Origin of the sequence: Rhizobium jaguaris (genome assembly GCF_003627755.1) — a bacterium.
GTDB classification, from domain to species: domain Bacteria; phylum Pseudomonadota; class Alphaproteobacteria; order Rhizobiales; family Rhizobiaceae; genus Rhizobium; species Rhizobium jaguaris.
In genome coordinates, this window is sequence record NZ_CP032694.1 from 3,444,157 (window position 1) to 3,460,838 (window position 16,682).

At 59.8% G+C, this 16,682-nt stretch carries 18 protein-coding genes and 1 tRNA gene; 4 read left to right on the forward strand and 15 right to left on the reverse strand.

The genetic code is table 11. The features are described 5' to 3' along the window. Positions 1-3 precede the first annotated feature (3 nt). Positions 4-1,656 carry an IS66 family transposase gene (gene tnpC, locus CCGE525_RS16775; protein ID WP_120702553.1) on the forward strand — a complete coding sequence of 551 codons (1,653 nt, stop codon included), beginning with the start codon at positions 4-6 and terminating at the stop codon, positions 1,654-1,656. A gap of 82 nt (positions 1,657-1,738) precedes the next feature. Beyond that, complete coding sequence (locus CCGE525_RS16780; protein WP_162950202.1) at positions 1,739-1,975, forward strand: DUF982 domain-containing protein; 237 nt, start codon at positions 1,739-1,741, stop codon at positions 1,973-1,975. A 142-nt stretch (positions 1,976-2,117) separates the two neighbouring features. On the opposite strand, the gene CCGE525_RS16785 is transcribed toward CCGE525_RS16780, so the two are convergent. The 11 genes from CCGE525_RS16785 to CCGE525_RS16835 form a co-directional block, all read right to left on the reverse strand. Continuing rightward, on the reverse strand, positions 2,118-2,345 hold the full coding sequence (locus CCGE525_RS16785; RefSeq protein WP_120705275.1) for a hypothetical protein: 228 nt from the start codon (positions 2,343-2,345) through the stop codon (positions 2,118-2,120). A 182-nt stretch (positions 2,346-2,527) separates the two neighbouring features. Then, positions 2,528-2,779: a DUF982 domain-containing protein gene (locus CCGE525_RS16790; RefSeq protein ID WP_120705276.1), complete on the reverse strand. Its 252-nt coding sequence runs from the start codon at positions 2,777-2,779 to the stop codon at positions 2,528-2,530. Then, the gene (locus CCGE525_RS16795) at positions 2,688-3,191 is read right to left on the reverse strand and encodes a DUF1515 family protein (RefSeq protein ID WP_342637428.1); all 504 of its coding nucleotides are present in this window, start codon (positions 3,189-3,191) and stop codon (positions 2,688-2,690) included. Before CCGE525_RS16795 ends, CCGE525_RS16790 begins: the two co-directional genes overlap by 92 nt. 224 nt (positions 3,192-3,415) lie before the next feature. After that, positions 3,416-3,492, reverse strand: a tRNA-Met gene (locus tag CCGE525_RS16800). 160 nt (positions 3,493-3,652) lie between these two features. Beyond that, positions 3,653-4,852 (reverse strand): tRNA 2-thiouridine(34) synthase MnmA, encoded by a 1,200-nt coding sequence (mnmA, locus tag CCGE525_RS16805; protein ID WP_120706452.1) that lies wholly within the window; start codon positions 4,850-4,852, stop codon positions 3,653-3,655. A 212-nt stretch (positions 4,853-5,064) separates the two neighbouring features. After that, entirely contained in the window at positions 5,065-5,715 is a 651-nt protein-coding gene (locus tag CCGE525_RS16810) for a CDP-alcohol phosphatidyltransferase family protein (protein WP_120705277.1), read from the reverse strand. A 4-nt stretch (positions 5,716-5,719) separates the two neighbouring features. Continuing rightward, positions 5,720-6,106: a hypothetical protein gene (locus tag CCGE525_RS16815; protein WP_120706453.1), complete on the reverse strand. Its 387-nt coding sequence runs from the start codon at positions 6,104-6,106 to the stop codon at positions 5,720-5,722. Beyond that, positions 6,103-7,053: a phosphatidate cytidylyltransferase gene (locus CCGE525_RS16820; protein ID WP_120705278.1), complete on the reverse strand. Its 951-nt coding sequence runs from the start codon at positions 7,051-7,053 to the stop codon at positions 6,103-6,105. The genes CCGE525_RS16815 and CCGE525_RS16820 overlap by 4 nt, the downstream gene beginning before the upstream one ends. Continuing rightward, on the reverse strand, positions 7,050-7,706 hold the full coding sequence (locus CCGE525_RS16825; RefSeq protein ID WP_205587400.1) for a lysophospholipid acyltransferase family protein: 657 nt from the start codon (positions 7,704-7,706) through the stop codon (positions 7,050-7,052). Before CCGE525_RS16825 ends, CCGE525_RS16820 begins: the two co-directional genes overlap by 4 nt. A 211-nt stretch (positions 7,707-7,917) precedes the next feature. After that, a complete protein-coding gene (gene serA / locus CCGE525_RS16830) occupies positions 7,918-9,513 on the reverse strand; it encodes a phosphoglycerate dehydrogenase (RefSeq protein WP_120705279.1) in 1,596 nt (531 codons plus the stop codon). A gap of 145 nt (positions 9,514-9,658) precedes the next feature. Continuing rightward, positions 9,659-10,837, reverse strand: a complete 1,179-nt coding sequence (locus tag CCGE525_RS16835) for a phosphoserine transaminase (protein ID WP_120705280.1) — start codon at positions 10,835-10,837, stop codon at positions 9,659-9,661. Between the two features lie 301 nt (positions 10,838-11,138). Here CCGE525_RS16835 and CCGE525_RS16840 point away from each other — a divergent pair, with 301 nt between their 5' ends. Then, the gene (locus CCGE525_RS16840) at positions 11,139-11,891 is read left to right on the forward strand and encodes a glycosyltransferase family 25 protein (RefSeq protein ID WP_120706455.1); all 753 of its coding nucleotides are present in this window, start codon (positions 11,139-11,141) and stop codon (positions 11,889-11,891) included. A gap of 9 nt (positions 11,892-11,900) precedes the next feature. On the opposite strand, the gene CCGE525_RS16845 is transcribed toward CCGE525_RS16840, so the two are convergent. Together CCGE525_RS16845 and CCGE525_RS16850 are read right to left on the reverse strand one after the other, a co-directional pair. Beyond that, positions 11,901-12,731: an outer membrane protein gene (locus CCGE525_RS16845; protein WP_120705281.1), complete on the reverse strand. Its 831-nt coding sequence runs from the start codon at positions 12,729-12,731 to the stop codon at positions 11,901-11,903. A 251-nt stretch (positions 12,732-12,982) separates the two neighbouring features. After that, positions 12,983-13,825, reverse strand: coding sequence for an outer membrane protein (locus tag CCGE525_RS16850; RefSeq protein WP_120705282.1), 843 nt, complete (start codon positions 13,823-13,825; stop codon positions 12,983-12,985). Between the two features lie 321 nt (positions 13,826-14,146). On the opposite strand from CCGE525_RS16850, the gene CCGE525_RS16855 reads away from it, so the two are divergent. After that, positions 14,147-14,701, forward strand: a complete 555-nt coding sequence (locus CCGE525_RS16855) for an SH3 domain-containing protein (protein WP_120705283.1) — start codon at positions 14,147-14,149, stop codon at positions 14,699-14,701. A gap of 88 nt (positions 14,702-14,789) precedes the next feature. Here CCGE525_RS16855 and glmM read toward each other — a convergent pair whose 3' ends face one another. Then, positions 14,790-16,142: a phosphoglucosamine mutase gene (glmM, locus tag CCGE525_RS16860; protein ID WP_120705284.1), complete on the reverse strand. Its 1,353-nt coding sequence runs from the start codon at positions 16,140-16,142 to the stop codon at positions 14,790-14,792. Between the two features lie 300 nt (positions 16,143-16,442). After that, entirely contained in the window at positions 16,443-16,652 is a 210-nt protein-coding gene (locus tag CCGE525_RS38995; protein WP_425375902.1) for a GDCCVxC domain-containing (seleno)protein, read from the reverse strand. Positions 16,653-16,682 lie beyond the last annotated feature (30 nt).

Here is a 16,682-nt window from a genome sequence, read left to right on the forward strand (position 1 = left end):
CGCATGTCGTCGCGCCTTGATCTCAGCCTGTTTCCGGACCTTCCGCCAGAGGTTATCAAAGCCTTTGCGGCGATGCAGTTCGAGCTGTCGGTCGAGCGTGCTGCGCGTCAGCATGAGCAGGCTGTGGTGGCCGAAAAGGACGCCTTCATCGCCGAGCTGAAGGAACTGATCGAGAAGCTTGAGGGGCAGGTTCACGACTATCGGCGCACCAAGTTCGGGCCGAAATCGGAAAAGCTCGATCCGGCGCAGATGGAACTGGCGCTGGAAGACCTTGAAACGGCGATTGCCGAAACACAGGCGCGGATCGCCGCCGTCGAGAAAAAGATCGAAGCCAGCGCATCCGATCCGGAAAAGGCCGCTCCTCGCAAGGAGCGTAAGGCCCGTGCACTGCCCGAACACCTGCCGCGGGTCGAGAAGGTGATTGAGCCCGACAGTATTGTCTGCCCCTGTGGTTGCGGCAACATGGTCCGGATCGGCGAAGATCGGACGGAACGGCTCGACCGGATTCCGGCACGCTACGAGGTGATCGTCACGATCCGCCCGAAATACGCATGCCCCAAGGGTCGAACGGGCGTCGTCCAAGCCAGAGCGCCGGCGCATCTCTTGGAAGGGAGCTGGCCGACGGAAGCCCTTCTGGCTGAGATTGCCGTCTCCAAGCATTCCGAACATATGCCGCTCAACCGGCAGGCCGAAGTCATGGCGCGACACGGGGTGCCGATAGACCGCACGGTCCTGGCCGATTGGCTTGGGCGCACGGGCAGCGAAATCGCACCGGTGGTCGACCACATGGCCGAACGGCTGCTGTCGGAAAGCGCGCGGCTCTATGTCGACGAGACCACGGCTCCGGTGTTGGATCCGGGGCGCGGCAAGACGAAGACCGGTTATCTATGGGCCGTGTTGCGTGACGATCGCGGCTGGAATGGCTCCGCGCCGTCGGGCGTGGTGTTCCATTATCGACCTGGGCGTAAAGGCGAATATGCCGCTGAAATCCTCGACGGCTTCAACGGGACAATCCAGGTGGATGCCTACGGTGGTTACTCTCACCTCGCCACGTCGGACCGGATGGGTGGCGACCCCTTGAAGCTGGCTTTCTGTTGGGCGCACGGACGCAGGAAGCTGATCAAGGCCACGCCAAAGAGTGGATCGCCCATCGTCGACGAGGCGCTGGTGCGGATCGCCGCGCTCTACAAGATCGAAGACAGTATCCGGGGCTCAGATCCCAAACATCGCCGGGCAGTTCGACAGGACCTGTCCCTCCCGCTGGTGGACGAGTTCTTCACCTGGCTGGCAGCGCAAGCCAAGCGCATCTCACGCAAGTCTGACCTCGGAAAAGCCCTGGCTTATATGCTAACGCGGCAGGACGGCTTCCGGCTGTTCCTGGACGACGGCCACGTCGATATCGACTCCAACCTGGTGGAAAACGCGATCCGCCGACCCGCCATGAACCGCCGCAATGCGCTCTTTGCGGGGCACGATGAAGGGGGCCGCAATTGGGCCCGGTTTGCCAGCCTGATCGGCACTTGTAAAATGAACGGCGTTGAGCCCTACGCCTATCTGTGCGACCTCTTCACCCGCCTCGCAAACGGCCACCTCGCCAAAGACATCGACGCCCTGATGCCATGGGCTTATGCGCAACGGATCAGAGCCTCACAATGAGCTCGTCAGGTACTCTTCGGTGAGCTCATTTGACGGCCCGTAGATCAACCTCAGACCGCTGCAACTGAAAATTCGATGGGGCGTGGACGCCGCATACATCGAAACGCGCCGTGTTGGTAGATATTTTACCATCAACACCACCGAAAAAGCAGTCGAATATATGCTGGAGGAATGGCCTGAAAAGCAAAATGGGAACTCATTCATCGCAGCAAAGCAGGCTCTGATTGATGCTCACGCCGGCAAGATCTCAACAGAAGTAGCGCGCCGCGCATTTTTAGCGGCGGCGGAAGAAGCTCAGATATTTTTCTTCAGGGCATGAAGTGAGACGCGGCGGGGAAACCGTGGAACGCGAAGCGTGTTCCCTGCCGCGCTTGGTCGAGAGCCACCGTTGTTGAGTGAAAGGGCCTCGGGTTTCCCCCAATCGCAGTGGGAGCGTTCGGAAGCATCACGACCGAGGAATATCAAATTAGGTTCATTAGCAATTCGCCTAAAAATTGGCCCAGCAATTCAAAGAACGCCGCGGGTGAATATGCGAAGGGGGCGCTGGCCGCAAGACCAACAAAGCCGAGCGCGATGGCCGCAACCAGTCCATGCTTCTCCCAACCAAATGCCGCGCCGAAGCCGGTACCGGCTGCTACGATCGAAACTGCCCATCTCCATCTAAACGTGATCGTCAAAATACGTAGCATTTTGGCTTTCCGGTCGAACAGCGGTCAAATTATCTGCAATGAGCGTTCGCGTTATCGTTGTAGATAATATGCCGCCGTCATGTTTGCTAGGAGGTCGGTCGCGCTTTTGATCTGCGCGTCTTGACTCATTCGCGACATGAACGATCAGGAGCGGACGTTGCTATGAGCAACGCTACCGCGAATCACTGCCTGAAGAAAATTCCCGCCTCTTCCGCCGCCGCCAAGAACGCGGTCCGCGCGGAGTCAATTGAAACCTTTCCACCGTGAGCATTGATCAGCGCCAGCTTGGCGGCCTTGAAAGCTTCACTTCCTCGCTTCCCCGACCATTCGAAAAGCATAAATTCAGCCGCCCGTTCCGTGCTTGTGATCGTGACCATCCGACCGAGCTTGTCGCTCTGTATCGTCACCGAGTGATCCCACCATTGATGTGCCATGTTCGTGTCCTCCCATCGCAACAACTGAAATGTCGGGGAGTCGTTCCGATGGGCTCACGGACCCGCCTTGGCCAGCCACGAAATGATATTGGTGAAATAGGTCGTCAGGATAAATGTGAGCGCCGACGACGAAGAGGCCGCCTATCCCGCGCTGTTTCCAGGCTCGGACTTCTTCTGTCACCGGCTTCATAACTTTTACGTCATCCTGGACGTCCTTCATACCGGTTTCTACCTTGCTCACTCTGTCGACAAGATCGTCCATTCTCCGATGCATCGAGGAGCGGCTGATCGAGCAGGCGGCGAGGGGAACGATCGACGAAGAAGATGTTCTCGCTGTATTGCCCGGCCTGAAAGCCGAGCGCAGCCGCCTGAAGGCGGAGCTCGAGGCCGAAGAGCCGCCGACCAACATCATTGAGCTGAAACCGAAGGCGGTCGAGAAATTCAGAGAAGACGCTGAACAGATTGCTGAGATCGTCAATGTACCTGGCACAGAGCCATCAATCGAGCTCGTAAAGGCATTCCGGGAAGTGGTTTCGAGCGTGATCGTGCACCCACGCGTTCCGGGCGAAAAATATCAATATGAAATAAAGGGTTGGCTATCCGCGCTCGCCGGCGAAGAGTTGTCGGCTGTTCTGATGGTAGCGGAGGAGGGATTTGAACCCCCGACACAAGGATTATGATTCCTCTGCTCTGACCTACTGAGCTACTCCGCCATATCCGCATAATCTCTTGGATTATACGTGAGGCCAAACAAAACCGCTGCTCGATGAACATGGGCTCGTCGGTTGAGCGGCTTATAAGGTGCGGTTCGGCTTTGTGTCAAGCGGATGATTTGGAAAAATCAGCGCTTTCCCCTGCCCGCGCCGCGCGTCGTCAGGCGGCGACGGGGCTGGCTAGCAATGCCTTCAGCGAGGCTTCCGCGATCGGTTCGCGCTCGGAGCGTTCTATGAAGCCGCCGCCGTAGACGCGGGCGTCGTCACCGGGGGCGGAATAGAGCGCGCAGGCCTGGCCAGGGGCGACACCGGCCTCGCCGATCGCGAGGTCGACATAGATGCCGGTCGCATCGAAATGCAGCACGGCAGGGGCCGGCGCGCGGGTCGAGCGGACCTTGGCGTAGCAGGCAAAGCCCTCGCCGGATGCCGCCTTGGCCAGCGGCTCGTCGCCCAGCCAGTTCACATCCCGGAGATAGACGCGATGCGTCTCCAACGCCTCTTTCGGGCCGACAATGACGCGGCGCGAGCGGGCGTCGAGATAGACGACATATAGCGGCTCCCCGGTCGCGATACCGATACCGCGGCGCTGGCCGATCGTATAGTGCAGGATGCCCTCGTGATGACCGAGCACGCGGCCGTCGAGATGGACGATCTCGCCCGCAAGTGCCGCATTCGGCTTCAGCTTAGCGATCACGTCGGAATATTTGCCCTGCGGCACGAAACAAATGTCCTGGCTGTCAGCCTTCTTCGCAACGACGAGGCCCATCTCCTCGGCAAGCGCTCGCGTCTCCGACTTCGGCATGCCGCCGAGCGGAAAGCGCAGATAGTCGATCTGTTCCTGCGTGGTGGCAAAGAGGAAATAGCTCTGGTCGCGATCGGCATCAGCCGGGCGATAGAGCGCGCGGCGGCCGGGGTGGTCGGCGGATGGGTTCGGGCGCGAACGGATATAATGGCCGGTCGCCAGCGCATCGGCACCGAGCTCCTTGGCGGTCGCCAGAAGATCGGCGAACTTGACGGTCTGGTTGCAGGCAACACAGGGGATCGGCGTCTCGCCGGCAACATAGCTTTCGGCGAAGGGATTGATCACCGTCTCGCGGAAACGCTTTTCATAGTCGAGCACGTAATGCGGAATGCCAAGCGTCTCGCAGACGCGACGGGCATCGTCGATATCCTGGCCGGCGCAGCAGGAGCCGGCGCGGTGAACGGCGGCGCCATGATCGTAGAGCTGCAGCGTGATCCCGAGCACATCGTAGCCCTGACGCTTTAGAATGCCGGCCACGACGGAACTGTCGACGCCGCCCGACATGGCGACGACGACGCGCGTATCTTCCGGCCTCTTGTCAAAATCCAGTGTGTTCACGGTCTTGCCGCCAATCTCAGTCGATATCAGGTGCTGTCTTCTGTCCACCGGTTGCCATGCAAAAGCGGCGGATTTTTATCATCTGCTGGCGCGCGGCGACTTAGCCGCCCGGCCTTGATGGATCACGGATATAGAAAGGATTGCTGCCCGGCGCAAGGGGCGGCGAATCAGCGGCATTGCGACAGCCGCTCGTCATGAGATGAAACTGCCGATCAACCTCTGGCTTTGAGCAGCCGGATGAGATTGCGGGCCCGGCGAAAGGCCGTCGCCGCTGCGCCGACGGCAACGATCCAGAGGGCGACGGTCAACACCCACGAGCCGCCGCTCCACAAGACTTCGACGACCGACAGCAGAGCGGCAGCGGTCATCGTTGCCATGCGGTGCTGCTTGGCCATCGGCCCGCCGAAATCGCTGGGATTGCCGGTGGCGCGGCCAAGCTCGCGGACATAGGCGGTCAGAACGGCAAAGGCGGCCGCGGCCCAGCCAAGGCCGGGTGCGGCGATGCCGTAGCCGACGCCGGCAAAGATCAGGATATCGGCAACGCGATCGGGGAATTCATTCCAGAACGGCCCATCCTCCTCGCCCTTGCCACCCTCGACCGCGACCATTCCGTCCAGCAGATTGCAGAGCAGGCGAAGTTGGCAGAACAGTGCCGCAAGGATCAGGAATATGGCGCGCAGCCCAGCGCTGCCCTGCCCCGATAGCCAGAAGGAACCGCCGGCCAGCGCCGCCATGACCATGCTTGCCTGCGATATCCGGTTCGGTGTCACCGACAATGCGGTCATGTACCGCGCCAGCGCCTGTGCCCAGCGCGTGTTGCGGCTAGCCAATGGCCGCCTGTCGCCCTTTCCCCCCCCCGCCATGGACCTAACGCCTCCCGCCCGAAATCGAATAATTGTAGATCGCCGCATAGCTGGTAGAGACCAGCAGCGGCACCGCGATGGTTCGCAATATCTCCGGCGTGCCGCTGATCACATGGATCGTCACCAATATGGCGGTTGAGCCGAGACAGGCGATCAGTGGCGGCGCCCAGAGAGCCGTGAAACCGCTGAAGCGTTTCGACAGGGCTTCGACCACCGATTTGAGAAACAGCGTCAGGCAGGCCGACAGAATGCCCTGAACGAGACCGGCGATCACCGGACGCGGCATCGGATGCATGCGGTTGGCAAAGACAGCCCAGCCGCCCATGGCGAGGAAGGCGAAAAGCACGTGCATGATACTGCTGCCGGCAAGCGCCCTCCCCCACGCGGTCATGACAGCGACCACCAGTAGCGCACGAGATGGAAAAAGATCGGCGCTGAGAAGACGACGGAATCCAGCCGATCGATTAGCCCTCCATGACCTTCGATCAGATGCCCCCAGTCCTTGACCCCGCGATCCCTCTTGATCGCCGACATCACCAACCCGCCGAAGAAGCCCATCAGGGTAATCACGAAAGCAAGCAGGCCCGCCTGCAGCGGCGTGAACGGGGTGATCCACCAGAGCGCCGCCCCGATCAGCGTCGCGCTCGCAACACCACCGACAAAGCCTTCGACCGTTTTGGACGGCGACAGTTTCGGTGCAATCTTGTGGCGGCCGAAGAGCTTGCCCCAGACATATTGCAGGACATCGCTGAGCTGCACGACGATGACGAGGAAGGCGATCAAGAGGACGTTGCGCCCTTCGTAGCCGGGTATGTGGAGGGTCAGCAGTGCCGGCACATGCGAAGCACAGAAGACGCAAATCATCAGCGCCCATTGCACCTCGGCGATGCGGATCAGGAAGCGCTCGGTATCGCCGCGCAAGACCGCGATGATCGGCATGAACAAAAACGCATAAACCGGGATAAAGATCGAATAGATGCCGTACTGTTCGGCCCAGAGCAGATAATATTGAAGCGGCAGCGCAACGAAAAATGCGGCGGCCAGCGCCCAATGGTCGGCGCGCCGGGTGTTGGTCAGTGTGATGAATTCCCGCAGCGCCGCAAATGAGCAGAAGGCAAAGAGCAGGATGACGCCGGCGCGGCCCGCCAGAAAGGCGATGCCGATCAGGATCACCATTACCCACCAGGCCTTGATGCGGGCATTCAGGTTTTCGATCGCCGCGTTGGAGCCATCCGGCGACAGGCGCCGCTGCAGCACATAGCCGATAACGGAAGCGACGAGCAGCACGCCGAGGATACCGAGAATAAGGTGGATGAGATCGGAGCTTGCTGCGCTCATTCGCTATTCCCCATTTGTTTGGGAGAGAGCGCCAGCAGCGCCGCTTGCGCGCGCACCAGAAAATCCGCCTTCTCTTCGTCTGCGCCGATACGCAGCGCGTTGCCGAAGGTCACCGTGCAGATCAGCGGAATGGGTACGAATTCGCCTTTGGGCATGACGCGATTGAGATTGTTGATCCAGACGGGAACAAGATCGATATCGGGGCGCATCTTCGCCAGATGAAACAGCCCGCTCTTGAACGGTTGCAAAGGCGCTTCCGTCAGGTTCCGTGTGCCCTCGGGAAACAGGATCAGGGAGCAGCCCGCATCGATGGCAGCGGCCATCTGTTCCACCGGATCTTCTGTCCGTGCCTCGCGGACCCGTTCGATGAGCACGGCATTGAATACGTCGCGGCCGATGAAGCTCTTCAGCCTCGATTTCAGCCAATAGTCGGCGCCCGCGACTGGACGCGTCCTCTGTCGGAGCCGCGGTGGAAGCACCGCCCAGATAAGGATGAAATCGCCATTGCTGGAGTGATTGGCGAAATAGACGCACCGTTCGGAGGGTACGCCGCTCTCCGCCCAGATCGCTCTCACGGCGGTGATGGCACGCGCAAAGAGCACGATCGCCGCCGCAACCGGTTTCGTAAGCCAAGCCGCCACGGGCTTGCCCATCACTCGCCGACCATTTTCTTGCGAGGCCCCCATGACAAAGAGATAGGCATGTTTGAAGGGGAGCCGATAGCCCGATGAACGGACTTATCCACAGCCCGTTAGGAGGTGCATTCCAACGGCAGAGCAGGTTTCGGCGAAGGGACTGCATATAACGAAAAGCCCGGCGCAGTTTCCTGCACCGGGCTACGTGTCGCTCTTGGGAGGAGCAAGTTTAGTCGACGTTGAATACCAGCGGCTTTGCCTGGCGGATCGCCTGGTTGGCGGTCAGCTTGGCCAGAACCTCGTCGTTGATCGGGCCGTCGACGTAAAGCAGCGCGATGGCATCGCCGCCCTGTTTGTCACGGCCGAGCTGGAAGTTGGCAATGTTGACATTGGCAGCACCCAGCGTCGTGCCGATGAAGCCGATCATGCCGGGAACGTCCGTATTGGCGATATAGACCATGTGGCTGCCGACATCGGCGTCGAGATTGATGCCCTTGATCTGAATGAAGCGTGGCTTGCCATCGGAGAAGACAGTGCCGGCAATCGAGCGCGTCATGCTGTCGGTGGTGACCGTCAGCTTGATGTAGCCGTCATAGACGCCGGTCTTGTCGCGCTTGACTTCGGCAAGCACGATGCCCTTTTCCTTGATCATGATCGGCGCCGAAACCATGTTGACATCGGCAACCTGAGTGCGGATGAGGCCGGCCAATAGAGCGCTCGTCAGCGCCTTGGTGTTCATGCCGGCGGTAACGCCGTCGTAGAGGATCTCGATTTCCTTGATCGGATCTTCCGTGACCTGGCCGACGAAGGCGCCGAGGACGTCGGCGAGCTTGATGAACGGCTTCAGGATCGGCGCTTCCTCGGCGGTGATCGAGGGCATGTTGATGGCGTTGGAAACCGCGCCCTTGACGAGATAGTCCGACATCTGTTCGGCCACCTGCAGGGCGACATTCTCCTGCGCTTCCGTAGTCGATGCGCCGAGATGCGGCGTGCAGACGACGTTCGGCAGGCCGAAAAGCGGGCTTTCCTTGGCAGGCTCGACTTCGAACACGTCGAAAGCAGCGCCGGCGACATGGCCGGACTTAATGGCGGCGGCGAGGGCAGCCTCATCCACCAGGCCGCCGCGGGCGCAGTTGATGATGCGCACGCCCGGCTTGGTCTTGGCGAGCGCGTCGGCGTCAATGATGTTGCGGGTCTTGTCGGTGAGCGGCACGTGCAGCGTGATGAAATCGGCGCGAGCGAGAAGCTCGTCGAGCTCGACCTTGACAACGCCCATTTCCTCGGCGCGTTCCTTGGACAGGAATGGGTCATAGGCAACGACATGCATCTTCAGGCCGATGGCGCGGGCAATGACGATGGAACCAATGTTGCCGGCACCGATGACACCAAGCGCCTTGCCGGTGATTTCGACACCCATGAACTTCGACTTTTCCCACTTGCCGGCCTGGGTCGAGGCGTCGGCCGACGGAAGCTGGCGAGCAACAGCGAACATCAGCGCGATAGCGTGTTCGGCGGTCGTGATCGAATTGCCGAAGGGCGTATTCATGACGATGATACCGCGGCGCGAAGCGGCCGGGATATCGACATTGTCGACGCCGATGCCGGCGCGGCCGACGACCTTCAGATTCTTCGCCGCTTCGATGATCTTTTCCGTCACCTTGGTGGCGGAACGGATGGCGAGGCCGTCATAATTGCCGATGATTTCGAGCAGCTTGTCTTTATCCTTGCCGAGCTGCGGCTGGAAATCGACTTCGACGCCGCGATCGCGAAAGATCTGGACGGCGGTTTCCGACAGTTCGTCGGATACGAGAACGCGAGGTGCCATTGAGGCCTCCTGAGAAATGAGTCAGCGACGACAAGCAATTCCAGGAAAGTGCGAAACGGTTTTCCGCCCGGAATTGCGTGAAAATAAAGAGAAATTGCGCATGCTGGGCTCCGCCCTCTTGGCGGAGCCTGTAGACGCTATGATCTCAGGCAGCAGCCTGGGAGAGCGTCGCCTTCTGCGTTTCGAAAGCCCAGGAGAGCCAGGGCATCAGTTTCTGCATGTCGGCGGTTTCGATCGTCGCACCGGCCCAGATGCGCAGGCCCGAAGGCGCGTCGCGGTAATGGCCGACGTCATAGGCGACGCCTTCCTTTTCGAGCAGTGCGACCAGACCCTTGGCGAAATTCGCCTGGCCATCGGCATCGAGAGCAACGACATCCTTGTCGACGATCTTCAGGCAGACGGAGGTGTTGGATTCCGTCTGAGTCTTGACGGCCAAATTGGCGATCCAGTCATTGGCGGCAACGAAGTCGTGAACGACCTTGGCATTGGCATCGGCGCGGCCAATCAGCGCCTTCAGGCCGCCGAGGTCTTTGGCCCAGAGGAGAGCATCGATATAGTCTTCGACGCAAAGCATCGACGGCGTATTGATGGTCTCGCCGGTGAAGATGCCTTCGATCAGCTTGCCGCCGCTGGTCATGCGGAAGATCTTTGGCAGCGGCCAGGCCGGCTGGTAAGTCGTGAGCCGCTCGACGGCGCGCGGCGAAAGGATGATGACGCCGTGTGCGCCCTCGCCGCCCAGGACCTTCTGCCAGGAGAAGGTGACGACATCGAGCTTAGCAAAATCGAGGTTCTGCGCGAAAGCGGCCGAGGTGGCGTCGCAGATCGTCAGGCCCTTGCGGTCAGCCGGAATGAAATCAGCGTTCGGAACGCGGACACCGGAGGTCGTGCCGTTCCAGGTGAAGACCACGTCGCGGTCAAAATCGACAGCGGAAAGATCAGGCAGCTCGCCGTAACCGGCTTCAAGCTTGCGGACGTCCTTGAGCTTCAACTGCTTGACGACGTCGGTAACCCAGCCGGCACCGAAGCTTTCCCAAGCGAGCATGTCGACGCCGCGCTCACCGAGCAGCGACCAGAGCGCCATTTCGACGGCGCCGGTGTCGGAAGCCGGAACGATGCCGATGCGGTAGTTCGCCGGCACTTCAAGAACTTCGCGGGTGAGATCGATGGCCTGCTTCAGCTTGGCCTTGCCGACTTTCGCTCGGTGCGAACGGCCAAGAGCCGCGTCGGAAAGAGCATCGAGCGTCCAACCGGGGCGCTTCGAGCAGGGGCCAGAAGAAAAATGGGTATTTTGCGGACGAATGTCCGGCTTGGCGAGCTTAGTCATGATGCTATCCTCTCAGATAGAAAGCTCCTCGTTGGGGAGGAGTGTCCCGCCGCCGGATATATTGGAAGCCGCCCATCAGCGCAATAGGTAAAACGAGCGGATGGACAGCGCCTCACGAATTCGTGCAGCAATGACGCCAGTGGATAAGCTTCGCACAGCATAATTACGCTACGTTAGCCACACAAAAGCTGGCATCTTCGCCGACACCCACCATATGTTATGGGCGTTGAATGGATCGGCGCCGACAAATAAAGAACAAATGTCTTTTATGTACCAAGCCGCACTTTCCAAAAGTCCCAGCATGCCGGTGCAGCCTCTGCCCGTCTATCTCATCAACATTGATCGAGCGACGGACCGATTGGCGGAAATTCAGCGGCAGAGCGATCAATTCGGCATAAGAATCGAGCGGGTCGAGGGTGTCGACGGCGCTCTTTTGCCGCCGGCGCAATGGATCGACGTCGATCACGATCGCTTCCGGCGCCGGCACGGCAGGGTTATCCTGCCCGGTGAATATGGTTGCTATCGCAGCCATCTGATGGCGCTACGTCAATTTCTGGCTGACGGCGGCGATTCGGCTGTCATCATCGAAGACGACGTAGCACTGGACGGCGATTTTCTGGATCGCGCCATGGCGGCAAAGGAAGCTGCTCCGAACGCAGAGGTCATCAAGTTTGTCAATCATCGCTGGGGCGGCTTCCGCCCGGCAGCCCGCAGCCGCACGGGAGATGTGATTGGCCGTTGCCTCTTCGGCCCGCAGGGCTCGACCGCTTGTTATCTCGTGACACGCAGCGGTGCTGAAAAGATCGTCAAGTCGCTCGCGATCATGTCCCTGCCCTGGGATGTTGCCGTCGAACGCGGCTGGGATATGCGCACATCCATCTTTACCACACGCGCCAACATCGTTGGCTTCAGCCCGCTGCAGAAGACGACGATGATTGGCTGGCGCCGCGACTACCGCGCCGCGAAGTCAGCCGCTTGGCGGCGCCTTCCCGCGCATCTCTTCCGCACCTTGGATTTCTTCCGCCGCATCGCCTACGTGCTGACGACGCCGTAGCTAGCGATCCTACCAGGTGGTGATTCGCAAACCGATACGGATCTCGTGTCGCGACAGTGCGCCGTCGCGGCCCATCGTGCCACCGGCGCCGGCCGCCGTATCCGCAGCGGAATAGCCGAACATGTCGCCCCCGGCGATATGCGAGAAGCGATAGCCGAGATCCAGCTTCACGTTCGGCGCCACCTCATAGGCGACGCCGGCCATCAATGCATAAGTCATGCGCCAGTCGCTATCGCCGGGATAACGCGTACTGACCGAAGCAGCACCGCCGCAACCGGAGGTGCCGTCGACGCAGGAACCGATGGCATTGACGCTATTCCAGGAGACCCTGGTTGCACCGATGCCGGCACCGACATAGGGCGTGAAGCCCGCCAGCGTGCCGAGATCGACATAGCCATTCACCATCAGACTGCCGGCTTTGAAAGAAGAGCGCACCTTGGTGGAGCAACCCGTACCGCCTGCTCCGCCGGAGCAAGGCGAAGCGCCCGCCATGCGACCATCGAAATCCCCGCTGAAATAGTCGCCGGTGAGATCGGCGCGGAACAGGTCGTTGAACTGATAGCCGACACCGAGGCCACCCGAAAAATCGCCGCTGAAGCGATCGGAATCGAAACGCCCGGAGCCGTAATCTCCGCTGGCGGGATCGTAGTTGCGAAAGGTCGTATCATCGTGGCTGGCGTTGATCGCATAGCCGACATCGCCGCGCACGTACCAGCCTTGGGCATTCTTGACGCTGACTTCGGGCATCTTGATTTCTGGCGGCAGATCGGCTGCAAAAGCAGTGCCCGCAAACGCACTCGCCATCACCGCGGCCAGCGCCAAAGCGTCGAAACGGATCATTACCCCTCGCCTTCCAACCTCGGGCAGGTGCCCGCATTCCAAGCTGGCCAGCCCTTGTCGCATCCACCGCCCGGGCTTCCCAAGAGGAGAGACCGAGGCCGGGCCGCAGCCATTGTCATTTCATTAACCATAGGGAATTCATGGTTAATGAAGGTTTAAAACGTGGCTGAATTGCTTAACGGCAGCAGAAAAAAGAAAAAACCACCCGGACGAACCGGGCGGCTTTTCAACGGCTTGGACGTTAGGATGTTTTACTTGTAGACCGCCGGTTGGGGCGGGATCTCGGCCGGCGGCATGTAGCTGGCGGTCTGGCAGCCGCCGAAGGTGTAGCGTGCGCCGATGCGGGCTTCGTGCAGGTTGAGGCCCTTGTCGTAGCCGGGACCGCCGTTTTCCGCATAGCCGAACATATCGCCGCCTTCGATATGGCGGTAGCGATAACCGACATCGGCCTTGAGATTGCACGACAGGTCGATCGAAGTACCAGCCATCAGCGCGTAGGTGAAGCGCCAGCTGCCGCGGCCGTTATGCGTGACGGTCTCGTCACAGGAGCTCGAATCGGCGTTAGAGCAGGAGGTGTTCTTCAGCTTGTCCCATTTGACGTAGGTGCCGCCGAGACCGCCGCCCACATAAGGCGTGAAGATGCCATAGGTGCCGATATCGACATAGGCGTTGGCAAGCAAGCTGTAGGCCGTCAGCGTGGCCACGTCGTGCGACGTCGCAGGCACCGCTGTGAAACCGGGGCCGCAGCCGCCGCAATCGCCGCTCGTGGAGCCTTTGAAATCGGACGAGAAGAGGTAATCCAGCGTCACGTCCGTGCGCAGGTAGTTATTGACCTGGTAACCGACACCGCCGCCGAGCGACCAAGTGTCGTCGAGGTTGGCGCTATCGAAATCATGCATGTTGGAGTTGGAGCCCTGGAAGTAGTTGGCGCCGCGCAGGTCGGTGAATACGTAACCAACATCGCCGCGCAGATACCAGCCGCTCGATTGGCTGACCACTTCAGGTGCCGCCGGTGGCGGCGTATAGAGATCGGCTGAAAAAGCGGATGTGCCGACGAGCAAAGCTGCAGCGGCCCCAATCAAAGTTTTCATCATGACTTTGGCTCCAAATTTATTGCCATTGGCACGACAAACGCCTGCCAATCGAAAGACATGATATGGATAATGAATGGTAATGGTTAAAGCCCGCTTAACTACGAATATTTACTCTGATTAGTTGCCGGATATACTTGTTTTGTACATTAGTAATTTATAAAACTAGGACTATGAAAGAAGAATGTTTTGGCCAATTCGGCTCTTCGAGCTGCCGGGACGGAAGAACCCACGAAGCCAAGCTGTTCTCAGCTCTTAAACCAATTGGCAATAATCAGGTCGTTACCATTATCGCAGCCGGGGCGTAAAATATGGAGGAAGTCATTGACTTGCTTTCGCAATCTGGGTGCCGGCCTATGCCTCGCGCTTATCTTTCTGACGACCGCCGCGCTCGCTGGCCCCATTCCGATTGAGCCCGTTGCGGCTACGAGCTGGAACAAGGGGCGGGAAACTGGACTGCCGATCCCTCGTTACGTGTCGTTGAAAGCGCATAAGGCACGTATGCGCGCCGGGCCATCAACGATCTATCCCACCAAATGGATCTATATGAAACCCGGCCTGCCGCTGGAGATCATCGATGAATACGGCCATTGGCGACAAGTCCGCGATGATGTCGGCACCACCGGTTGGATGCACAGCGCACTTCTTTCGGGGCTGCGAACGGCCGTTGTCGGGCCGTGGTTGAAGACAAATGCAATGCTGCGCAGAAGCCCGGAAACAACGGCCGCACTCATCGCCGAGCTGCAACCCGGCGTTCTGCTGTCGCTACGCTCCTGCACCGGTGCCTGGTGCAGCGTCTCGGTACAGAAGCATTCCACAAGCGGCTATATCAGGCAGAACTTGCTCTGGGGCGCCTATCCTGGCGAAATGTTTCAGTGATCTTCACACAACGCCACAATGCGATGTGGCCACCTCAATGAGGCGGCCACCGATCAAGTATCAATATCTTGACGGCCGGAAGCCCTGATCAGGCAGCGTTGCGGACGTTTGAGATCACATCGATCAGGCCGCCGACGATGCGTTCGATCTGGCCGCGATCGTCGCCTTCCGCCATGACGCGGATCAGCGGCTCGGTGCCGGAAGGGCGGATGACCAGGCGGCCGCTGCGGGCCAGCTCGTTTTCGGCATCGGCGATCGCCTTGCGCACTTGAATGTCCTCCAGCGGCTTGCCGCCGGAAATGCGGACATTGCGCAGGAGCTGCGGCACCGGTTCGAAACGGCGGCAGACTTCGCTGACGGGCTTACCCGTGCGCTTGACCGCAGCCAGGATCTGCAGTGCGGCCACGAGACCGTCTCCCGTCGTGCCATAGTCGGAGAGCACGATATGACCGGACTGCTCCCCGCCGACATTGTAATTGTGCTGGCGCATATGCTCCACGACATAACGGTCGCCAACCGCAGTGCGGGCAAGTGCCATGCCCTTGTCTTCTAGGAAGCGTTCCAGACCGAGATTGGACATGACGGTGGCGACGATGCCATTGCCACGCAGCAACTGGCTCTCGGCCCAGCTCTCGGCAATGACGGCCATCAGTTGGTCGCCATCGACGATCGTGCCGGTTTCGTCGACGATGATGACGCGATCGGCGTCACCGTCGAGCGCAATACCGATATCGGCACGCACTTCGTCGACCTTCTTCTGTAGAGCGACCGGGCTGGTGGAGCCGCAATTGAGATTGATGTTGGTGCCGTTCGGCTCGTTGCCGATGGTGACGACATCGGCGCCGAGTTCCCAAAGCACGGCGGGCGCGACCTTATAAGCGGCACCATTGGCGCAGTCGATGGCGATGCGTAGGCCCTGCAACGTCACATCGCGCGGCAAGGTACGCTTGGCATGTTCGATATAGCGGTCATGTACGCCGTCGACGCGCTTGGCGCGGCCGATGTTCTCGGACTTGGCGAGATGCGCCGTCATGTCCTTTTCCAGCAGATCCTCGATCTTCGTTTCGAGGTCATCGGACAGCTTGTAGCCGTCGGGGCCGAAAAGCTTGATGCCGTTATCTTCGTAAGGATTGTGCGAAGCGGAGATCATAACGCCGATATCGGCGCGGAGCGACCGTGTCAGCATGGCGACAGCAGGCGTCGGGATAGGGCCTAGAACGAACGCATCGACGCCGGCGGCGGTGAAGCCCGCTACCATGGCGTTTTCCAGCATATAGCCGGAGAGACGCGTATCCTTGCCGATGACCACTCGATGGCGATGACTACCTCGGTGAAAGATCGTACCCGCGGCGATGCCCACTCGCATGGCGAGATCCGGCGTCATCGGATAGATATTGGATTGACCGCGGATTCCGTCCGTTCCGAAATAGCGACGTTTCATATGCACTCCCGTGATTGCGGCGTCCCTCTGAGGGACTGCGGCATCCCGTTCACCTCCCCTGAATCATGGGCTGCGCGAACATCGATGCTTGAGGCTCATGCCATAGATTGCAAATCTCGGCACTTAAATTACCAAGAAAGCGTATTACAACGCGTTACCGTTAATAAGCACTAAAAAAGGCCGATCCCCCAATGAAACGGGACCAGCCTCCTAGTCTATCGACGTAAATGCGGTCGCCGTTGGTACGGCGGCAATTGGAAACTCTGACCATCCTCACATCCTTACTTGCGCTCGTTCCGATTAACAGCAACGGCCTCGCCCGCTCTGAGCCTGGATCGGCGGACAAGGAACGGTTCCGTATGAGCAGAACACACAACAATCGCCGACCTTCGGCCGAAGGATGGCACCGCAGCCCTTGCATTCATAGAAATACTGGCAGGCATCTGATGGCATCGTTTCCGTCGCCTTGAAGCGGCAGATCGGGCAGGTAATTGTTGAGCTGAGAATCACGGATGTTTCATGCATAGAGATATCCGATCG

Bases quoted from the DNA above. Each gene is read 5' to 3' on its own strand.
- tnpC (WP_120702553.1), top strand. From the start codon at position 4: ATGTCGTCGCGCCTTGATCTCAGCCTGTTTCCGGACCTTCCGCCAGAG.
- CCGE525_RS16785 (WP_120705275.1), bottom strand. From the start codon at position 2,345: ATGCTACGTATTTTGACGATCACGTTTAGATGGAGATGGGCAGTTTCG.
- CCGE525_RS16790 (WP_120705276.1), bottom strand. From the start codon at position 2,779: ATGGCACATCAATGGTGGGATCACTCGGTGACGATACAGAGCGACAAG.
- CCGE525_RS16795 (WP_342637428.1), bottom strand. From the start codon at position 3,191: ATGATGTTGGTCGGCGGCTCTTCGGCCTCGAGCTCCGCCTTCAGGCGG.
- CCGE525_RS16810 (WP_120705277.1), bottom strand. From the start codon at position 5,715: ATGGCGGGGGGGGGAAAGGGCGACAGGCGGCCATTGGCTAGCCGCAAC.
- CCGE525_RS16815 (WP_120706453.1), bottom strand. From the start codon at position 6,106: ATGACCGCGTGGGGGAGGGCGCTTGCCGGCAGCAGTATCATGCACGTG.
- CCGE525_RS16820 (WP_120705278.1), bottom strand. From the start codon at position 7,053: ATGAGCGCAGCAAGCTCCGATCTCATCCACCTTATTCTCGGTATCCTC.
- CCGE525_RS16825 (WP_205587400.1), bottom strand. From the start codon at position 7,706: ATGGGCAAGCCCGTGGCGGCTTGGCTTACGAAACCGGTTGCGGCGGCG.
- serA (WP_120705279.1), bottom strand. From the start codon at position 9,513: ATGGCACCTCGCGTTCTCGTATCCGACGAACTGTCGGAAACCGCCGTC.
- CCGE525_RS16835 (WP_120705280.1), bottom strand. From the start codon at position 10,837: ATGACTAAGCTCGCCAAGCCGGACATTCGTCCGCAAAATACCCATTTT.
- CCGE525_RS16840 (WP_120706455.1), top strand. From the start codon at position 11,139: ATGCCGGTGCAGCCTCTGCCCGTCTATCTCATCAACATTGATCGAGCG.
- CCGE525_RS16845 (WP_120705281.1), bottom strand. From the start codon at position 12,731: ATGATCCGTTTCGACGCTTTGGCGCTGGCCGCGGTGATGGCGAGTGCG.
- CCGE525_RS16850 (WP_120705282.1), bottom strand. From the start codon at position 13,825: ATGATGAAAACTTTGATTGGGGCCGCTGCAGCTTTGCTCGTCGGCACA.
- glmM (WP_120705284.1), bottom strand. From the start codon at position 16,142: ATGAAACGTCGCTATTTCGGAACGGACGGAATCCGCGGTCAATCCAAT.